The 17,294-nt window shown below is 70.9% G+C and carries 18 protein-coding genes and 1 pseudogene; 7 read left to right on the top strand and 12 right to left on the bottom strand.

Annotated elements, in window-relative coordinates; genetic code table 11:
• Nucleotides 1-191: 191 nt before the first annotated feature.
• Together rocD and FHR82_RS30960 are read right to left on the bottom strand one after the other, a co-directional pair.
• Nucleotides 192-1,391 (bottom strand): ornithine--oxo-acid transaminase, encoded by a 1,200-nt coding sequence (rocD, locus tag FHR82_RS30965; protein ID WP_184814179.1) that lies wholly within the window; start codon nt 1,389-1,391, stop codon nt 192-194.
• 91 nt (nt 1,392-1,482) lie between these two features.
• A complete protein-coding gene (locus FHR82_RS30960) occupies nt 1,483-2,427 on the bottom strand; it encodes a GlxA family transcriptional regulator (RefSeq protein WP_184814076.1) in 945 nt (314 codons plus the stop codon).
• A 92-nt stretch (nt 2,428-2,519) separates the two neighbouring features.
• On the opposite strand from FHR82_RS30960, the gene FHR82_RS30955 reads away from it, so the two are divergent.
• Together FHR82_RS30955 and FHR82_RS30950 are read left to right on the top strand one after the other, a co-directional pair.
• On the top strand, nt 2,520-2,960 hold the full coding sequence (locus FHR82_RS30955) for a hypothetical protein (RefSeq protein WP_184814075.1): 441 nt from the start codon (nt 2,520-2,522) through the stop codon (nt 2,958-2,960).
• The gene (locus tag FHR82_RS30950) at nt 2,957-3,220 is read left to right on the top strand and encodes a DUF3817 domain-containing protein (protein WP_184814074.1); all 264 of its coding nucleotides are present in this window, start codon (nt 2,957-2,959) and stop codon (nt 3,218-3,220) included. The genes FHR82_RS30955 and FHR82_RS30950 overlap by 4 nt, the downstream gene beginning before the upstream one ends.
• A 44-nt stretch (nt 3,221-3,264) precedes the next feature.
• On the opposite strand, the gene FHR82_RS30945 is transcribed toward FHR82_RS30950, so the two are convergent.
• Entirely contained in the window at nt 3,265-3,861 is a 597-nt protein-coding gene (locus FHR82_RS30945) for a TetR/AcrR family transcriptional regulator (RefSeq protein ID WP_184814073.1), read from the bottom strand.
• A gap of 54 nt (nt 3,862-3,915) precedes the next feature.
• Between FHR82_RS30945 and FHR82_RS30940 the strand changes: the two genes are divergently transcribed.
• Complete coding sequence (locus tag FHR82_RS30940; RefSeq protein ID WP_184814072.1) at nt 3,916-4,623, top strand: SDR family oxidoreductase; 708 nt, start codon at nt 3,916-3,918, stop codon at nt 4,621-4,623.
• A gap of 410 nt (nt 4,624-5,033) precedes the next feature.
• Here the strand turns inward: FHR82_RS30940 and FHR82_RS30935 are convergent, their stop codons facing one another.
• The 6 genes from FHR82_RS30935 to FHR82_RS30910 all read right to left on the bottom strand — a co-directional run bounded on the left by FHR82_RS30935 (nt 5,034) and on the right by FHR82_RS30910 (nt 11,294).
• Nucleotides 5,034-6,032 carry a TIGR03842 family LLM class F420-dependent oxidoreductase gene (locus tag FHR82_RS30935; protein WP_184814071.1) on the bottom strand — a complete coding sequence of 333 codons (999 nt, stop codon included), beginning with the start codon at nt 6,030-6,032 and terminating at the stop codon, nt 5,034-5,036.
• Between the two features lie 42 nt (nt 6,033-6,074).
• Nucleotides 6,075-7,463: a dihydropyrimidinase gene (gene hydA, locus FHR82_RS30930; RefSeq protein ID WP_184814070.1), complete on the bottom strand. Its 1,389-nt coding sequence runs from the start codon at nt 7,461-7,463 to the stop codon at nt 6,075-6,077.
• A gap of 1 nt (nt 7,464) precedes the next feature.
• Nucleotides 7,465-8,307 (bottom strand): nitrilase-related carbon-nitrogen hydrolase, encoded by an 843-nt coding sequence (locus tag FHR82_RS30925; protein ID WP_184814069.1) that lies wholly within the window; start codon nt 8,305-8,307, stop codon nt 7,465-7,467.
• On the bottom strand, nt 8,300-9,841 hold the full coding sequence (locus FHR82_RS30920) for an NCS1 family nucleobase:cation symporter-1 (RefSeq protein ID WP_184814068.1): 1,542 nt from the start codon (nt 9,839-9,841) through the stop codon (nt 8,300-8,302). The genes FHR82_RS30925 and FHR82_RS30920 overlap by 8 nt, the downstream gene beginning before the upstream one ends.
• A 235-nt stretch (nt 9,842-10,076) precedes the next feature.
• Entirely contained in the window at nt 10,077-10,400 is a 324-nt protein-coding gene (locus FHR82_RS30915) for a hypothetical protein (protein WP_184814067.1), read from the bottom strand.
• Between the two features lie 99 nt (nt 10,401-10,499).
• On the bottom strand, nt 10,500-11,294 hold the full coding sequence (locus FHR82_RS30910) for an LLM class flavin-dependent oxidoreductase (RefSeq protein WP_184814066.1): 795 nt from the start codon (nt 11,292-11,294) through the stop codon (nt 10,500-10,502).
• Nucleotides 11,295-11,371: 77 nt separating this feature from the next.
• Between FHR82_RS30910 and FHR82_RS46635 the strand changes: the two genes are divergently transcribed.
• Nucleotides 11,372-11,989 carry an ADP-ribosylglycohydrolase family protein gene (locus FHR82_RS46635; protein WP_311771349.1) on the top strand — a complete coding sequence of 206 codons (618 nt, stop codon included), beginning with the start codon at nt 11,372-11,374 and terminating at the stop codon, nt 11,987-11,989.
• Nucleotides 11,974-12,501, top strand: coding sequence for a hypothetical protein (locus FHR82_RS46630; protein WP_225943928.1), 528 nt, complete (start codon nt 11,974-11,976; stop codon nt 12,499-12,501). The genes FHR82_RS46635 and FHR82_RS46630 overlap by 16 nt, the downstream gene beginning before the upstream one ends.
• On the opposite strand, the pseudogene FHR82_RS48285 reads toward FHR82_RS46630, so the two are convergent.
• A pseudogene (locus tag FHR82_RS48285) lies at nt 12,498-12,728 on the bottom strand (hypothetical protein); the annotation flags it as partial. The gene FHR82_RS46630 and the pseudogene FHR82_RS48285 overlap by 4 nt on opposite strands.
• Before the next feature lie 575 nt (nt 12,729-13,303).
• Nucleotides 13,304-14,128, bottom strand: a complete 825-nt coding sequence (locus tag FHR82_RS30900) for an NUDIX domain-containing protein (protein ID WP_221464437.1) — start codon at nt 14,126-14,128, stop codon at nt 13,304-13,306.
• Between the two features lie 62 nt (nt 14,129-14,190).
• On the opposite strand from FHR82_RS30900, the gene FHR82_RS30895 reads away from it, so the two are divergent.
• A complete protein-coding gene (locus FHR82_RS30895; RefSeq protein WP_221464436.1) occupies nt 14,191-14,757 on the top strand; it encodes a TetR/AcrR family transcriptional regulator in 567 nt (188 codons plus the stop codon).
• The gene (locus FHR82_RS30890) at nt 14,754-15,623 is read left to right on the top strand and encodes an SDR family oxidoreductase (RefSeq protein WP_184814064.1); all 870 of its coding nucleotides are present in this window, start codon (nt 14,754-14,756) and stop codon (nt 15,621-15,623) included. Before FHR82_RS30895 ends, FHR82_RS30890 begins: the two co-directional genes overlap by 4 nt.
• Here FHR82_RS30890 and FHR82_RS30885 read toward each other — a convergent pair.
• Nucleotides 15,620-17,236: a PucR family transcriptional regulator gene (locus FHR82_RS30885; protein ID WP_184814063.1), complete on the bottom strand. Its 1,617-nt coding sequence runs from the start codon at nt 17,234-17,236 to the stop codon at nt 15,620-15,622. The genes FHR82_RS30890 and FHR82_RS30885 overlap by 4 nt on opposite strands.
• Nucleotides 17,237-17,294 lie beyond the last annotated feature (58 nt).

Here is a 17,294-nt window from a genome sequence, read left to right as displayed (position 1 = left end):
GAGACTTTGCGCAAACTGCTGAAAGTTCTTGCAGACTAGACCCGCCCGACCGCCGCTGTAAACCGACGCTCGGCGGTATCCGGGGTGCGCTCATGGGAGTGCCCGCGAGCCCGGCCTTAACAGCCGTGCTCGCGGGCACCCTCGATCGCCTGCCGATCCCGCCCGCGTTCGCGAGCGCAGGCGCCGTTTGGTCAGCGGGTCAGTACCGCCGCGATCGTGTCCACGCCGCGGTCCAGGTCCGCCTTCGAGATCATCAGCGGCGGTGCCACCCGCAGCGTCGTGTCGTGTGTTTCCTTGCACAGCACGCCGCGCGCCATCAGTTCCTCGCTCGCCTCGCGGGCGGTGCGGCCGCCGGGCGCGATCTCGATGCCCGCCCACAGGCCGCGCCCCCGGACGTCCGCGACGCCGTGGCCGATCAGCTCGGTGAGCCGTCCGTGCAGGTGGGCGCCCAGCTCGACGGACCGGGCCAGGAAGTCGCCGTCCCGCAGCAGCCGGATCACGGCCCTGCCGACCGCGCAGGCAAGGGGGTTGCCGCCGAACGTCGAGCCGTGCTCGCCCGGCCGCAGGACGCCCAGCACGTCACGCCTGCCGACGACCGCCGACACCGGCATGATCCCGCCGCCGAGCGCCTTGCCCAGCGTGTACAGGTCCGCGGTCACGCCCTCGTGCTCGCACGCGAACAGCGTCCCGGTCCGGCCCAGCCCTGCCTGGATCTCGTCGGCGATGAGCAGCACGTTGTTGTCGGTGCACAGCTGGCGCACCTCGCGCAGGTAGCCGGCCGGCGGGGTCAGCACCCCGGCCTCGCCCTGCACCGGTTCGATCAGCACCGCGGCCGTGTGCGGGGTGATGGCGGCCTCGAGTGCCTGCGCGTCGCCGTACTTGACCACCACGAAGCCCGGGGTGAACGGGCCGAAGTCGTTGCGCGCGGTGTCGTCGGTGGAGAAGGAGACGATCGTGGTGGTGCGCCCGTGGAAGTTCGACCCGGCGACGATGATCTCCGCCGCGCCGTCCGGCACGCCCTTGACCTGGTAGGCCCACTTGCGGGCGATCTTGAGCGCGGACTCGACGGCCTCGGCGCCGGAGTTCATCGGCAGCACCATCTCGGTGCCGGTCAGCTCCGCGAGCTCACGGCAGAACAGGCCCAGCTGGTCGTGGTGGAAGGCCCGGCTGGTGAGCGTGACCCGGCCGAGCTGCTCGACCGCCGCGGCCACCAGGTCGGGGTGGCGGTGGCCGAAGTTCAGCGCCGAGTAGCCGGCGAGGAAGTCCAGGTATCTCTTGCCGTGTACGTCGGTGACCCACGCGCCCTCGGCCTCGGCGATCACCACAGGCAACGGGTGGTAGTTGTGCGTGCTCCACTGTTCGTCGAGCGCGATGAAATCGGCAGCAGTCATCGACATGTGAACAGGTTAAGTCCGTTCAGTGGTGGTTTCATCCGCAGACCGTTGCGTGAAACGCCACTTCGTTGCGTGCTTGAGCCAAATGTCAGCCGTTCGTTGCGAACGCCGCGCGATAGGCGTGCGGGCTGGTGCCGACCACGCGTCGGAACCGTTCGCGGAACGCGGTCGGGGAGCCGAAACCGGCCTCGCCCGCGATCCGGTCGACCGGGTGGGTGGTGTGTTCCAGCAGGTACTGGGCCCGCCGGACGCGTGCCCGGTGCAGCCACTGGAGCGGTGTCGTGCCGGTCTGTTCGCGGAAGCGGCGGTTGAGGGTGCGGGTGCTCATGCCGGCCCGCGCGGCGATGGCGGCGAGCGTCAGGTCCTCGCCCGCGTTGGTCTCCAGCCAGGTCAGCAGCGGTTCGAGCTCGGCGCCGCGGGGCACCGGCGGCTGGTCGTGGACGATGAACTGCGCCTGTCCGCCCTCCCGTTCGAGCGGCATGACCGACCGGCGCGCGGCATCCGCTGCGACGGCCGAACCGTGGTCGCGGCGGATCATGTGCAGGCACAGGTCGAGCCCGGCGGCCGCGCCCGCGGAGGTCAGGATCTGGCCGTTGTCGACGTAGAGGACGTTCGGGTCGACGTCGATCTCCGGGTACTGCTCCGCAAGGTCCGCGGCGCCGAGCCAGTGCGTGGTGGCACGCAGCCCGTCGAGCAGGCCGGCCGCGGCGAGGACGAACGCACCGACGCAGATCGACGCGATGCGCGTGCCCCGCGCGGCGGCGGCCCGGAGCGCGTCGACGATCTCGGCGGGGACCGGCCCGTCCGGCTCCATGCGTCCCGGCACGACGATCGTGTCGGCACCGGCCAGCGCGTCGAGACCCCAGTCCGGGCTGATGCTGAACACGTCGGTCCGAACCGGTCCCGTGCCGCAGACCAGGACCCGGTAGGCGGGGCTCCCGTCGGGCAGCCAGGCGAAGCTGAACGCCTGCACCGGCGTGGCCAGGTCGAAGGTGATCACGTCGTCCAGCGCGAGCACGGCCACGGTGTGCATGGGTCGCTCCTGATCTCGGTGGCGAGAATCCGTCGGAGGTTGTCATTCTTGCCGATTCCCGACCCGGCGGGCCGTGGTTACCGTCACTTCCCGTGACCAAAGTCCTGCTGTCCCTGCACGTCCTCGCGGCGATCGTCGCCGTCGGCCCGGTGACCGTCGCGGCGAGCATGTTCCCGCCCGCGGTCCGCGCGGGCCGGATGGACAACCTCGTCGTGCTGCACCGGATCTGCCGGGTGTACGCCGCGGTCGGCATCGCGGTCCCGCTGTTCGGCTTCGCCACGGCGAGCGCGCTGGGCGTGCTCGGCGACGCGTGGCTGATCACCTCGATCGCCCTGACCGCCGCGGCGGCCGCGGTCCTCGTGTTCCAGGTGCTGCCGGGTCAGGAGAAGCTGCTCGCCGGCGCGCCTTCGGAGGGCGCGGTCGCGACCCGCGTCCGGACCCGGCTCGCCATGCAGACGGGCACCTTCAACCTGCTGTGGGCGACGGTCACGGTCCTGATGATCGTCCGCCCCGGCTCGACGACGGGGGTGTGAGCGTGTTCTTCCGGGTCGCCGCGGTGGTGGAGTGCGTGTCGCTGGTGGCGCTGCTGGTGAACCTGGCGACGGTGCACCTGCCGGTGATCACGTCACTCGGCGGGCCGACGCACGGGCTCGCGTACCTGGTCGTCGTGGTCGTCGCCCTGCGCGACCCGGCCGCGTCCCGCGCGGCGAAGGCGCGGGCGTTCGTGCCCGGGATCGGCGGCATGTTGGTCCTCAGAGCCGCAGCTCCCGCTCGACCAGGCGCACGCGCATAGCGGCGGCGACCTTCTCCGCGCGATCGCGAGCGGTTCGCGCGGGGTCAGCCCCGCCTCTGCTGTGCGGCGGCAGCCAGGGCGCGGCCCAGCTTGGCGGCGCTTTCCGCGATGTCCTCGACGGCAGGCGCGCGGCTGCGCAGGAACCCGCTCAGGTGGAGCACCGCGTAGCCGTGGGCGGCGGCCGTGAGCTGCTCCAGCAGGTCGAGCGCAGCGAGCGGGTCGCCGGTCAGGTCGAGGGCGATGGGGAGCAGGCGGTCCATGACCGCGCGGCCCGCGGCGGCCAGCGCGGCGTCGCCGCCGCGCAACTGTTCGGCGAACACCAGGTCGAGGCCCGCGTGGTGGCGGATGACGAACCGCACGTAGGCGCGGCCCGCCTCCGCCAGCCGCTCCACCGGGTCCGCGCTGTTCAGCGCCACTTCCAGCTCGGCGTCGAGCAGCTGTGCCGCGCGCACCGCCGTGGCGCGGAGCAGGTCGAGGCGGCTGGGGAAGTGGCGGTACGGCGCTGCCCCGCTCACACCCGTGCGACGGGCGGTCTCGGCGACCGACAGCGCCTCGACGCCCCGCTCGGCGATCAGCGCCAGGGCGGCGTCGACCAGCGCGGCACGCAGGTCGCCGTGGTGGTAACGCCGTTTGTCTCCCATGTAAGAGGTACCTTACACTGGCAGATGTAAGAGATCTCTAACATTGGAGTTCGCATGTCGGACGTCGAAGGCAAGGTCGTCGCGATCACCGGGGCGAGCAGCGGCATCGGCGCCGCCACCGCCGAGGTGCTGGCGTCCCACGGTGCGAAGCTGGTGCTGGGGGCGCGCCGCGAGGAACGCCTGGCCGCCGTCGCCGACCGGCTCGGCGCGGAACGCCTGTCGGTCGACGTGCGGCGGCGAGCCGACGTGGCCGACCTGGTTTCTCTGGCGCGCAAGCGTTTCGGCCGACTCGACGTGCTCGTCAGCAACGCCGGGGTCATGCCGATCTCGCTGCTCGACGAGCTGCGCGTCGACGACTGGGACGCGATGGTCGACGTCAACCTGAAGGGCGTGCTGCACGGTGTCGCCGCCGCCCTGCCCGTGTTCCGCGAGCAGGGCAGCGGCCACTTCGTGCACGTCGCCTCGACGGCCGGGCTCACCATCCGCCCGACCATGGCGGTCTACGCGGCCACGAAGTTCGCCGTGCGCGCCTTCTCCGAAGGGCTGCGCCAGGAGGCGGGCGACCAGGTGCGCGTCACGATCATCTCGCCGGGCATGACCGCGACGAACTCCGACACCATCACGGACCCGGCCGTGCTGGCAGGCATGGCCGAGTACGCGATGCCGCCGGAGGCCGTCGCGCGCGCCATCGCCTACGCCGTCGGGCAACCCGCCGACGTCGACGTCAACGAGATCGTCATCCGGCCCACGGCGCAGGCCTGACCGGCCGCGCCCGTGCCGGGGATCGCCGCACGCCGAGGAATGACGCACGCCGGGATCGCCGCGCGCCGGGATCGCCGCGCGCCCGACGCGACGGCGGCATGGCCCGCGTCGCGTGCGGCGCTGGGCACGCCAGTCGAGCCGTCCGGCTGCGATGGCGGCGGCCCCCCGAGGCCGGGTGGCGGCGGTTGCGCCACCAGGGCCGTCACCACGCGGCGGGGGTTTGCGCCGATGTGGTGGCGGTGCGTCGCCCGCCCGCGGACGAGGCCCGGGCTGCTCTCGCGGCCCCGGCACGGCGGCGGTTGCCCCTATCGCCGGCTCCGCCCAGCCGCGCCGCGCCCGTGCGGCGGTGCCCGGCCGCGTCGCACGTGCGGCGGTGCCCGGATGCGTCGTCGTCGTGGTGTGCCTGCGGGCTATGCCGTCAGTTTCGGAATGATCTCCGATCCGTATGCGGCCAGCGTCTGCTCCTTCTGGTCGTGCATGAGGTACACCGCGAACTGGTCAACACCCAGCTCCTTCAGCTCGGTCAACCGGTCCACGTGCGCCGACGCGGGCCCCACGAGGCAGAAGCGGTCCACGATCCCGTCGGGGACGAAGTCCGTCGACGGGTTGCCCGCCTTGCCGTGGTGCGCGTAGTCGTAGCCCTCGCGGCCCTTGATGTAGTCGGTCAGCTCATGCGGCACCGGGCCCGAATCGCCGTACCGGCCCACGAGGTCCGCGACGTGGTTGCCCACCATGCCGCCGAACCAGCGCAGTTGGTCGCGCTGGTGTGGGATGTCGTCGCCGACGTAGGCGGGTGCCGCCACGCACATCGTGATGCCGCCCGGATCCCGTCCGGCGGCCCGTGCCGCGGCGCGCACCGACTCGATGGTCCAGCGCGTGATCGCCGGGTCGGCCGTCTGCAGGATGAAACCGTCCGCGTGCTCGCCGACCAGCTGGAGCGCCTTCGGCCCGTACGCGGCCATCCAGACTTCCAGCCGACCGTCCCGTACCCACGGAATCCGCACCGGTGCGCCATGAAGTGAAACCTCCCGTCCTTCCGCCAGATCGCGGATGGCGTGGATGGAATCACGCAGCACCGACAACGACGCAGGCTTCTGCCCGATGACCCGTCGCGCTGAGTCACCGCGGCCGATACCGCACACCGTTCGGTTGCCGTACATGTCGTTCAGCGTTGCGAAGAGTGACGCGGTGACCGACCAGTCCCGTGTGGACGGGTTGGTCACCATAGGCCCCACGACCAGCGAGGACGTGGCCGCGAGGATCTGCGAGTAGATGACGAACGGTTCCTGCCACAACACGACCGAGTCGAATGTCCACCCGTACGTGAAACCTTGCTGCTCGGCCGAAACCATCAGGTCCACGACCGCAGAGGCGGGCGGGTCCGTCTGCAGCACCACACCGAAGTCCATGCCGACCCCAATCAGTAACAATGTTCGTTCCGCAAGCTCCACTCAGACCAGATACTGCGACAGCTCGCGCGACAGAAACTTCCCGTGGCCCTCGGACCCGTGGAACTCGCCGCCGTCGACGACGACCGAACCCCGCGACAGCACCGTCGACACGCCACCGGTGATCGACATGCCCTCGTACGCCGAGTAGTCCACCGCCATGTGGTGCGTCTCCACACCGAGCGTCTGCTGACGGGCGGGGTCGTACACGACGATGTCCGCGTCCGCGCCCGCCGCGATCACGCCCTTGCGCGGGTACAGCCCGAACATCCGCGCCGGCGTCGCCGAGGACACCTCGACCCACCGCCGCAGCGACAGCTCACCGGCCACGACACCCTGGTGCAGCAGGTCCATCCGGTGCTCGACGCCGGGAATCCCGTTGGGGATCTTGGAGAAGTCCCCGCGCCCCAGCTCCTTCTGGTCCTTGAAGCAGAACGGGCAGTGGTCGGTCGACACCACCGACAGGTCGTTGGTGCGCAGCCCGCGCCACAGGTCCGCCTGGTGCTCCTTGGGCCGCAGTGGCGGTGACGCCACGTACTTCGACCCCTCGAAGTCCGGCTTCGCCAGGTCCTCGATCGACAGGTACAGGTACTGCGGACACGTCTCCGCGAACACGTTCTGCCCGGTGTCGCGCGCCTCCGCCACCGCCGCGAGTGCCTGCGACGCCGACAGGTGCACGATGTACAGCGGCGCACCGGTTACCCGCGCGAGCTGGATGGCCCGCGACGTCGCCTCGCCTTCCAGCTCCGGCGGCCTGGTCAGCCCGTGCTCGACCGGATCCGTGCGGCCGGACGCGATGGCCTGCGCCACCAGCTCGTCGATCGCGATGCCGTTCTCCGCGTGCATCATGACCATCGACCCGGTCTCGGTCGCCTTCTGCATCGCGCGCAGGATCTCGCCGTCGGTCGCGTAGAAGACGCCCGGGTAGGCCATGAACATCTTGAAGCTGTTCACGCCCGCGTCGATGCAGGACTCCATCTCCTTCAACGACTGGTCGTTGACGTCGGAGACGATCATGTGGAACCCGTAGTCGATCGCGCAGTGCCCGTCGGCCTTCTCGTGCCACTTGTCCAGTGTGGACAGCAGCGACGTGCCCTTGGCCTGCACGGCGAAGTCGATGATCGTCGTCGTGCCACCCCACGCGGCCGCCCGCGTGCCGGTGAAGAACGTGTCCGCGGAGAACGTGCCACCGAACGGCATCTCCATGTGCGTGTGCGCGTCGATGCCGCCGGGCAGCACGTACTTCCCGGCGGCGTCGATGACGGTGTCGGCCTCGGTGAACACGCCCGGCGCGGTGACCGCGGCGATCTTCTCGCCCTCCACCAGCACGTCCGCGGTGAACGTGCCGTCCGCGTTGACGACCGTGCCGTTCCTGATCAGTGTCCGGGACATCTCACGCCCCGGTCAGCGAGTCGTACGTGTCCGGCCTGCGGTCGCGGTAGAACTGCCACAGGTCGCGCACCTCGGTGAGCAGCCCCATGTCGAGGTCACGCACGATGACCTCTTCCTCCGTGTCGGTGGCGGTCTCGCCCACTACCTGACCACGCGGGTCCGCGAAGTACGACTGTCCGTAGAAGTCGTTGTCACCCAACGGTTCCACGCCCACCCGGTTGATGGTCCCGACGAAGTACTCGTTCGCCACCGCCGCGGCGGGCTGCTCGAGGCGCCACAGGTACTCCGACAGCCCGCGCGAGGTCGCCGACGGGTTGAACACGATCCGCGCCCCACCCAGCCCGAGCGCGCGCCAGCCCTCCGGGAAGTGCCGCTCGTAGCAGATGTACACGCCGATCTTGCCGACGGCGGTGTCGAACACGGGGTAGCCGAGGTTGCCGGGCCGGAAGTAGAACTTCTCCCAGAACCCCTTGACCTGCGGGATGTGGTTCTTGCGGTGTTTGCCGAGGTAGGTCCCGTCGGCGTCGATCACGGCCGCGGTGTTGTAGTAGACACCCGGCTGCTCCTGCTCGTACATCGGCACGACCAGCACCACGTTGTGCTGGTCGGCCAGCTCGCACATGAGCTGTGTGGTCGGCCCGTCCGGGATCTGCTCGGTGTAGGAGTAGTAGTCGGCGTCCTGCACCTGGCAGAAGTACGGCCCGTAGAACAGCTCCTGCAGGCACACGACCTGCGCGCCCTGCGAGGCCGCGGTACCGATGTGCGCGACCGCGTTCGCGATCATCGACTCCTTGTCACCGGTCCACTTCTGCTGGACCAGTGCCGCCCTGACGATCTCAGACAACTGCCTCTCCTTCCGTCACCGGCTCGGTCGCCGGTGCACTTTCCCGCGTGGTGCTCCGCGCGGTCAGCAGCAGGTACACGATCGATGCTGCCACCAAACCGACGACCCAGCTGTAGTTGTAGAAACCCTTCAGGAACGGGATCAGCCCGTCCGAAGGGAACGGGTTGCCCGACGCGCTGTGCGCGCCGCCCACCGCCAGCACGGCACCCACCAGGGTCGCCACCAGCGCGGGGATGTTCCACCCGCCAGAGAACCAGTACCGCCCGCGCTCGGAGTAGAGGTCCTCCAGCGCCAGGTGGGTGCGCGCCCGCACCCAGTACCCGGCGGCGAGGACACCGGCGACCGCGCCGAGCACGCCGCCGTAGAACCCGAGCCAGCCGTTGATGTACACGTCGGCGTTGGCGAGCAGCCGCCACGGCTGGATGATGACGCCGATGACGCCGGTGATCAGCCCGCCGAGCGCGAAGCTGATCTTCTTCGGGAACGCGTTCGAGAAGTCGTACGACGGGCTCACGACGTTGGCCGCGAGGTTCGCCGAGATCGTGGCCAGCACGAGGCAGAAGAGCGCCACCACCACGACGACCGGGGACGAGAACCGCGCCGCGAGCGTCGCCGGGTCCCAGATCACCTCGCCGAACAGCACCGCGCCGCCCGACGTGGTCAGGATCGCGACGATCGCGATGAACGTCATCGTGGTCGGCAGACCCAGGATCTGCCCGCGGATCTGCTTGCGCTGCGACCCGCCGAAACGGGTGAAGTCCGGCATGTTCAGCGACAGCGTCGCCCAGAAGGCGATCATGCCCATGAGCGACGGCGCGAACACCTTCCAGAAGTCCGCTCCCCACCCGAGCTGCGAGGGCTGGGACAGGATCGGGCCGAAGCCACCCGCCTTGATCAGCACGTACGCGAGCAGGATCAGGAAGCCGACGGACACCAGCGGGGCCGTCCAGTTCTCGAACCGGCGCACGGCCTCCATGCCGCGCCAGATGATCAGCATCTGGATCACCCAGAACACCGCGAACGACAGCCACAGCGTGATCGGCTGCCCTCCGACCGCCGACGCCTCGAGCCAGCTGTCGCCGACGAGCTTGCCGACGATCACATAAATCGCATGGCCGCCCACCCACGTCTGGATGCCGAACCACCCGCACGCGATGAACGCTCTGAGCAGTGCCGCCAGGTTGGCCCCGCGCACCCCGTAGAACGCCCGCGCGAACACGGGGAACGGGATGCCGTAGCGCGTGCCAGCGTGGCTGTTCAGCAGCATCGGGATCAGCACGATGATGTTGCCGAGCGTGATCGTGAGCAGCGCCTGTACCCAGTCCATGCCGAGCGCGATGAGCCCGGACGCGAGCAGGTAGCTGGGGATGTTGTGCGCCATCCCCATCCAGAGCGCGAAGTAGTTGTACGTGGTCCAGGTGCGCTGCGCCACCGGCACTGGGGCGAGCTCGGGGTTGTAGAAGCGGCTGTCCGCGATGGCCGAGTGGTCGGCCAAGTCGACCTGTCCGTCGGCGCTGGTGGTCGTTGGTGCCATCTTGGGATCGTGGGGCGCGACGATCTCCCGAGGCAGTGTCACTGTGTACACCGTTGGCGCCGTCGGTGCGCACTTTGTCAGTTGCGCGCCGTGACTCTGCCCCAAAAGAACGCCCGGAAGCGCGCGTCACTCGACAGCGGTCACGGTCGTCAACCGCACGCAGCACGCGCTCGTCTTCATGGAGGAGCTGCGCGAGGCCCCCGGCGACTGGGGACGAGCCGGGCAAGGACGGCTGCTACGCCATCGGCGCACCCGAGCACGCCCACGTACTGCTGCACTGGAACAACCCGGCGGCGGCGACAACACCGGCGACGTGTCGGGAGGGCGGCGGGCCGGTCGTGCCGCAGGAGAAGCGGGAGGAGCCGCCACCCGAGACCGACGAGCCGACGCTGCGGCACGGCGACGAGAGCGTCGACGGCTGGGTCGAGTACCTGCAGCAGCTGCGACCGTGTGGGGCCACCCAGCCCCACACGTACGTCGAGCAGGGTCCGGAGGCGCGCTGGATGACCGAGGACGAGCCCGCCGTGTACTTCGAGGCGCAGGACTTCCTGGGGCTCAAGGCGTTCAACGTGGGCAACGTGCCGATCGGCGTCGGCGAGTTCCACGCGACCGCCGACCTCACGCCCGTCGCGGGCGGGGCCACGGACGCGCGTGACGATCACCTGAGCGACGCGGTGTACCGGACGAGCCCTTCCAGGTCGGGCTCGTCCGCCGTCGGCTGCAGGATCACGGCGTTCGCGCCGGCCTCGGCGAGCCGCTCGATCATCACCGGGATGTCGTCGCCCGCGACGCCGAACTCGTCGGTCTTCTCGCGGTCGATCCGCTCCTGCGCGCCGTCGCCGATCGCGGCGCGGATGTAGACGGTGATGGGTGTGTCGCCGACCAGCTCCCGCGCCCGGCGCACGCCGTCCACACCCGCACGGGCCTCGATGATCACGCCGTCGGCCAGCTCACCGCACAGCGCGACGGACTTCGGGCCGATGGCGCCCGCGTAGATCTTCGCCGACGCCGGCCAGGTCAGCTGGACCGCGTCGAGCTTGACGTACCGGCCGTCCACGGTGACCTCCTCGCCGTCGAGCAGCCGCCGCAACGCCGTCAGGTACTCGCGCAGCAGCGTCAGCGGCGACTCGACCCGCGCGCCTGCCTGGCCCATCCACTTCTGCGCACCGTGCCCCCACGCGATCATGGCCCGGCCGGGGAACATGCGCTCGATCGTCGCGACCTCCATCGTGGACAGGGCCACGTTGCGGAGCGGCACCGGCAGCAGGCCGATGCCGATGCGCACGTTCGTCGTCCACGCGAGCGCGGCCGCGGCCGGCGCGATGCCGCTTTCGAAGAAGCAGTCCTCCCAGAGCCACAGCTCCTCGAGGCCCGCCTCGTCCGCGGTCCTGATCACCGACTCGAACCGTTCCGGCGGGAACTGCGGACGCAACACGAACCCGAGAGTGGTCATGGAGATGTCATACCAGGAACGGGCGCGGCCGGGCTTGCCGGTGAGGACCGGGCGGGGCGGATCGGTACCGTGTCGGCGTGCTGGTGGAGCTCGCGGTCGGGGACGCGTACGGGGCGGCGTTCGAGTACGCGCCCGCGCCGGTGGTGGCCGAACACAACGACGTCACCGACTACTGCCGCCACCCGACGCACGCGGGCATCGCGCCCGGCGACTACACCGACGACACGCAGATGACGCTCGCCCTGGCCGAGCTGCTCGTCGAGGGTGCCGAGTGGACACCGCTGACGGTCGCGTCGAAGTTCGTCGAGGTCTTCCAGCGCGACCCGCGCGTCGGGTACGCGTCGAGGTTCCAGGGGTTCCTGCAGGTGACGCGCACCGGACCGGACTTCCTCGCCGGCATCCGGCCGGACAGCGACAAGAGCGGCGCCGCCATGCGGGTGTCGCCCGTGGGCCTGCTGCCGACGGTGGACCTCGTCCGGGAGTACGCGGCCGCGCAGGCGCGGGTCACCCACGACACCCGGGCGGGATCGCGTCGGCCGAGGCGGCGGCGCTCGCCGTGCACTACTGCCACCACGAAATGGGCCCACTGTCCTCAGTGGCCGCGTGGATCTCCGACCGGACCGGAGTGGACTGGACCCGGCCGTGGTCGGGCAAGGTCGGCCCGAGGGGGGAGATGGCCGTGCGGGCCGCGCTGACGGCACTCGCCCCGGCGACGTCCATGCGGGAGCTGCTGCGGGAGTGCGTGGCGTTCACCGGTGACGTGGACACGGTCGCGACCATCGCGCTGGCGGCGGCGGCGCGGTCGCCGGAGGTGGCCGACGACCTGCCCATGGCGCTGATCCGGAACCTGGAGCGCGGACCGTACGGCTTCGCGTACCTGTACGACCTGGACCGGCGGCTGCTGTCGGCCATGTCGCCGCCGGTGCGCGACCGGGCCGAACTGGTTGGCACGTGGTCGGATGGCGCCCTCCACCTGGGCGCCATGGAGGAGCAGTCGGTGACGTTCGCGGCCGACGGCACCGGGCTCCACCTGTGGGAGCAGATCGGCGACGAGATGAGGACCCCGTTCCGGTGGGTGTTGACCGCTCCCGGCGAGGTCCGCGTCGATGACGAGGTACGCGCGGTCCGCGTCGGCCCCGGCACGACCGCCACCGGCGAACGCACCACGATCCTCACCCTCGGCGACGCCAGGTACGAGCGCGTCTAGACGAGCAAGTCCGCGTTGAATCGGTGGTCGTAGGCGATCAGTGATCGGGTGGTGGGTTGTTCGGTGGCGCGGTTGTGCCAGATGGCGGCGGTGAGCGCGAGGATGCGTTGGGCGATGCGGGCGGTGACGCCGTCGATGGTGCGTCCGCCGTGGAGTTCGAGGTCGAGTTGGCCTTCCAGTGTGTCGTTGACGGATTCGATGAGTTGCCGGACGGGTTTGAGCTGGTGCCGGGAGTGGCTGGAGCAGTAGCCATACCTGGCCCATCCGGCAAACTGATCTTGAACACCCTTCGTCCGTCTCCAGACACCACCCAGACTTAGGACTTACTCGTCTAGGTGGGTCGCGGAGGCGGCTAGTGCTGTGTCCACCAGCGTTTGCCGGGTCCCGCGGCGGGTCCGGCCAAGCCACGGTGATCGCCGTGCCGGGTGGGCTGGTGTGCCGTGAAAAGGCGCGTTCGGGACATGGCCGGTGTTGTGAAAGGCGCGTTGAGGGCGTTGAGTGTCCTGAAAGCGCCTTTCGCAGCGTGGCCAACGCCGTGAACGCGCCTTTCACAGCACGGCGGACGTCGTGAGGGTGGGAGGGCGCCGGGGGGCGCAAGCCCCGCACCACATCCGAGGCAGACCACCTCACAGAGTCCCTGCCAAAGAACCGAAGATGCCAAACCGCGAGGCCATCCCGGAGACCTGCCTCTCCGGCGAGGAGGCCCGTCCGGCGAGGACAAAAGCACCCCGTGCAGAACCTCCGGCGAGGACAACCCCCACCAAGACCGACCCCAACCCGGCCAACGAACGAGGACACAGCACTAGAGCTGGTTCAGCAGCCACCTCGGGCCGAGCGTGTGCGCGCCTTCCGCCGCACAGCGCCGTTTCAGCTCCCGGTCGGCGGTCACGACGTGGACGTCGACGCTCGGCGCGGTGAGCAGTGCGACGGTCTCGACGATCGTGTCGTCGCCGTCGTGCTCTGCGCGGACGGTCCGCACGTGCTCGGCGTCACCGACCTCCTTCGCCTTGCCCTCCACGACCATGACCAGTTCGGGGAACGCCACGTCGAACGGGGGCAGCGGCACGCCTTCTAGCTTGTCGATCTGGTCGCGCAGCCGGGTCGCCGCGCCGTACCGGTCCCGCCACCAGCCGTCGTTGCGCGAGCCCATGACGTTCGCGGTGTCGACGATGAGGACGGCCCTGCGCATGGCCTCGCGCACCCGTGGCCAGGACGCGGCGAACGGGGGGAAGAGGTCGTAGTCCTCGACCTCGTCGGCGGGCACCCAGCGGGCGTCCTTGGACTCCCAGTCGCGGGGCCCGACGTCCTGGCGCTCGGCCAGGTCGCCGACGACGGTGTCGTAGTACCAGCCGCCGTGGTCCTCCCGCAGTACCCCGTGCGGCCGCACCGCGGTCACGTCCAGAGTGGACTCCTCGGCGGTCTCGCGGAGCGCGGTGGTGACGGGTGCCTCGTCCCGGTCGCGGGCACCGCCGAACAGCCCCCAGGTCTCGGGGCCGAGCGACATCGCGGACCGCTGCTGGAGCAGCACCGCGCCGTCGTGGTGGACGAGCAGGCCCGCGGCGCCGAACTTGCCCCAGTGCCGGTGTCCCTGTCCACATTGGACGAACTCGTCGCCCTCCCGCAACATGTCGCCCATGGTACGTAGCTCGCCCTCTGGTCAGAATATATAGACTGGTCTATTCTGGTCGTATGGCAGACACCAAGGGTGCCCGGACCAGCGCACGGCTGGTGGAGTCGATGCTCGAGCTGATCCAGACCCGCGGGTACAGCGGCACCGGCCTGAACACCGTCGTCGCCCACGCGAGCGCGCCGAAGGGATCGCTGTACTTCCACTTCCCCGGTGGTAAGGAGGCGCTGGGGGAGAAGGCCGTCGAGCTGGCCGCCGAGCGGTTCCGCACGATCGTCGCGGCCGAGGGTACTCCCGGTCAGGTGATCCGTCGCGTGCTGGACGCGCTGGCGCGGCTGCTCGAGGAGGGCGACTTCCAGCTCGGCTGCCCGGTTTCGGTGGTGACCCTCGAGATGGGCGCGGAGAGCGACCGGCTGCGCGCGGCCTGCGCGGACGCGTTCGAGTCGTGGGTCGCGCCGCTGGCCGTGCACCTCGTCGCGCACGGCCGTGCCGACGGGGAGGCTCGCTCGCTCGCGACGGCCACGGTCAGCATGATCGAGGGCGCGGTGATCATGTCCCGCGCCCAGCGGTCGGTGACACCGCTGCGCTGCGCGGCCGACGCCCTCGTCCCGCTGCTGGACGGCCCGTGACCAGGCACGCGCTGGTGTACGGCGCGAGCGGCTTCGTCGGCGGGCACGTGGTGCGCGCGCTGGGCGCGGCTGGTGTGCGGGTGACGGCGGCGCGGCGGGACGAGACACCACGCGGCGACGTCACCGAGGTCCACCACTGCGCGGGTGCGTACCGGTTCGGCATGACGGCGGCGGAGGCCAGGCGCGGCAACGTGGACACCACCCGTGCCGTGGTGGAGCTCGCGGCGGGACTGCCCCGGCTGGAGCGGCTCGTGTACGTGTCCGGCTACCGCGTGAGCGGCCGGTCCGAGGCCGGCTACCGCGCGCTGGGTGCGTACGAGGCGTCGAAGGTCGAGGCGGACCAGGTGTTCCGCGCGCGGGCCGGCGAGCTGGGCGTCCCGTGGACGATCGTGAACCCGGCGAGCGTGCTCAGCACGGACGCCGACCAGCAGCTCGGCCTGGCGGCGAACGTGCGGCAGCTGTGGGAGGGCTCGCTGAAGGCCTTGCCGAGCAACGCTTTCGTGCCCGTGGTGGCGGCGACATACCTGGCCGAGTTCATGACCCTGGTGCCGGCCGACCCGGCGACAGCAGGCGCCGCGTACTGGCTGCTCGACGACGACACCCCGCTGCTCCCGGACCTGCTCACGCTGGTCGGGACCCACCTTGGCGTGCGGGTGCCCCGGCTGCGCGTCCCCCTGCCGCTCGTGCGGCGGCTGCCGGCGTGGCTCACAAAAGCCGACCAGGAGACGCGGTCGTTCCTGTCGGCCGACCGCTACCCGACCGCGTCGGCGCGCGAGCTCGCCGCCCGCCACGACCTGAAGATGCCGGACGTCCGCACCCTGCTGTGCGCGTGGGCGGACAACCTGGTCGCCGGCTGGTCGCGCTAGCCGTTGATCTCGTGCACCAGCAGCGCGACGTGCAGCGACAGCACCGAGTCCGGGTCGTCGAGGGAGACGCCGAGCACCTGCTCCACGCGCGCGAGCTGCTGGTAGTAGGCGGTGCGGGACATGTGCGCGGCGGACGCGGCCGCCGACTTGTTGCCGCCGTGGGCACAGAAGTGCCGCAACGCGTCCAGTAGCCGGCTGCCGTGGGTGGCGTCGCGGCTCAGCAGCGGGCCGAGCTCACGCGCGGCGAACGCGGTGACCCGGTCGTCGTCGGCGAGCAGGTGCAGCAGGCCGCGCAGGCGCACGTCGTCCAGCCGGTGGTACTGCCGGTCGTCGGGGGTCCGCAGCGACGCCTTCGCGACGTGGGCCGCCTCGATCAGCGTGCGGCGGGCGTCGGAGATCTCCTCGACCGTGGTGCCGACCGCCACGATCACCGGCAACGCCTTCGGCGCGCTGGCCGCCGCCTGGTGGATCTCCTTGGACAGCCTGCGCAGCACGGCGTCCGCGTCGGCCTGCGGGGTCAGCGACAACAGCGCACGGACGCTGATGTCGTCCACCACGCCGACCAGCGCCGCCACCCTGGCCCGCCGTGCCGCGAGCGCCGTCGCTTCTGCCAGGTCGCGCAGCACCTCCTGCGTCGCCATCGAGGGGCGGACGGCGGTCGCGGTCGATGGCCGGACCGAGATGCCCAGCAGCTGGCGGCGCTGCAGCGGCACGCCCAGCGCGCTCGCCCGCGCCGCGATGTCCGCCGCGGTCGTCGTCGAACCCAGCAGCTCCGTCAGCAACGTCCGGTGCGCGTGCCGTTCGAGGCTCTCGCGGTCGCGGGCCACCAGCCGGTGCACGGCCAGCGCCGACGCGGCCCGCTCGGCGATCACCACCTGCCGGTGCTGCGGCTCCACCGGGCAGACCAGGACGAGCCTGCCCCAGTCGTTGCCCCGCGCGCCGACCACGGTCACCAGCCAGCCAGCCTCCGCGTGGTAGCTGGTGCGGGCGTCGACCGTCACCGCTCTCGACCGGGCCGCCCAGTCCGCGACCAGCTCACGCGGGTCGGTGCCCGCCGCGTCGTAGGCCAGCACGTCGTGGCCGAGCGTCTCCAGCACCACCGGCAGCCCCGACGCCCGCGCCACCTCCCGCAGCACCTCGGCGGGCTCGGCGCCTGCCACGGTCAGCGCGGTGAACGTCTCGTGCACGCGTTCCGCCGCCCGCAGCTCCGCGACCTGCGCGGTGACGATCAGCCCCACGACCGCCTCGGTCACCGCGACGAAGCGCGTCTCCCTGGACAGCGTGATCAGCGGCAGCTCGTGCGCGTCGGCCGCCTCGACCAGCGCGGCGGGCAGCTCGCGGTGCCAGTGGCGGACCAGCTCCACCACCACCCCGACCACGCCCGCCGCCGCCAGCTCGCCGACGTACTTCGACAGCGCGGCCGGGTCGTCGGGGAGCGCGATGCCGGTGGTGAGCACCAGTTCGCCGCCGCCGAGCAGCGGTGCGATGTCCGCGATCTCCGCGATGTGCACCCAGCGGACCTTGCGGTCCAGCCCGTTCGCGCCCGCGACCACCGTCGCCATGCCCTGCCGGATCACCGGCAGGGTCAGCACGTCCGCGACGGTCGGGTACACGCACGCACACTGTACGGGCGGGTAGCGGTCTGCGATACACACTGTCCATGGCGTGCCG

It is taken from the genome of Actinophytocola algeriensis (assembly GCF_014203735.1).
GTDB lineage: Bacteria > Actinomycetota > Actinomycetes > Mycobacteriales > Pseudonocardiaceae > Actinophytocola > Actinophytocola algeriensis.
This window is presented reverse-complemented; position numbering and strand designations above follow the sequence as displayed.

What these genes read in the sequence shown, in the direction of transcription:
- rocD (WP_184814179.1), bottom strand. Translation starts at nt 1,391, where the DNA reads ATGACTGCTGCCGATTTCATCGCGCTCGACGAACAGTGGAGCACGCAC.
- FHR82_RS30960 (WP_184814076.1), bottom strand. Translation starts at nt 2,427, where the DNA reads ATGCACACCGTGGCCGTGCTCGCGCTGGACGACGTGATCACCTTCGAC.
- FHR82_RS30945 (WP_184814073.1), bottom strand. Translation starts at nt 3,861, where the DNA reads ATGGGAGACAAACGGCGTTACCACCACGGCGACCTGCGTGCCGCGCTG.
- FHR82_RS30940 (WP_184814072.1), top strand. Translation starts at nt 3,916, where the DNA reads ATGTCGGACGTCGAAGGCAAGGTCGTCGCGATCACCGGGGCGAGCAGC.
- FHR82_RS30935 (WP_184814071.1), bottom strand. Translation starts at nt 6,032, where the DNA reads ATGGACTTCGGTGTGGTGCTGCAGACGGACCCGCCCGCCTCTGCGGTC.
- hydA (WP_184814070.1), bottom strand. Translation starts at nt 7,463, where the DNA reads ATGTCCCGGACACTGATCAGGAACGGCACGGTCGTCAACGCGGACGGC.
- FHR82_RS30920 (WP_184814068.1), bottom strand. Translation starts at nt 9,841, where the DNA reads ATGGCACCAACGACCACCAGCGCCGACGGACAGGTCGACTTGGCCGAC.
- FHR82_RS30910 (WP_184814066.1), bottom strand. Translation starts at nt 11,294, where the DNA reads ATGACCACTCTCGGGTTCGTGTTGCGTCCGCAGTTCCCGCCGGAACGG.
- FHR82_RS30900 (WP_221464437.1), bottom strand. Translation starts at nt 14,128, where the DNA reads ATGTTGCGGGAGGGCGACGAGTTCGTCCAATGTGGACAGGGACACCGG.
- FHR82_RS30895 (WP_221464436.1), top strand. Translation starts at nt 14,191, where the DNA reads ATGGCAGACACCAAGGGTGCCCGGACCAGCGCACGGCTGGTGGAGTCG.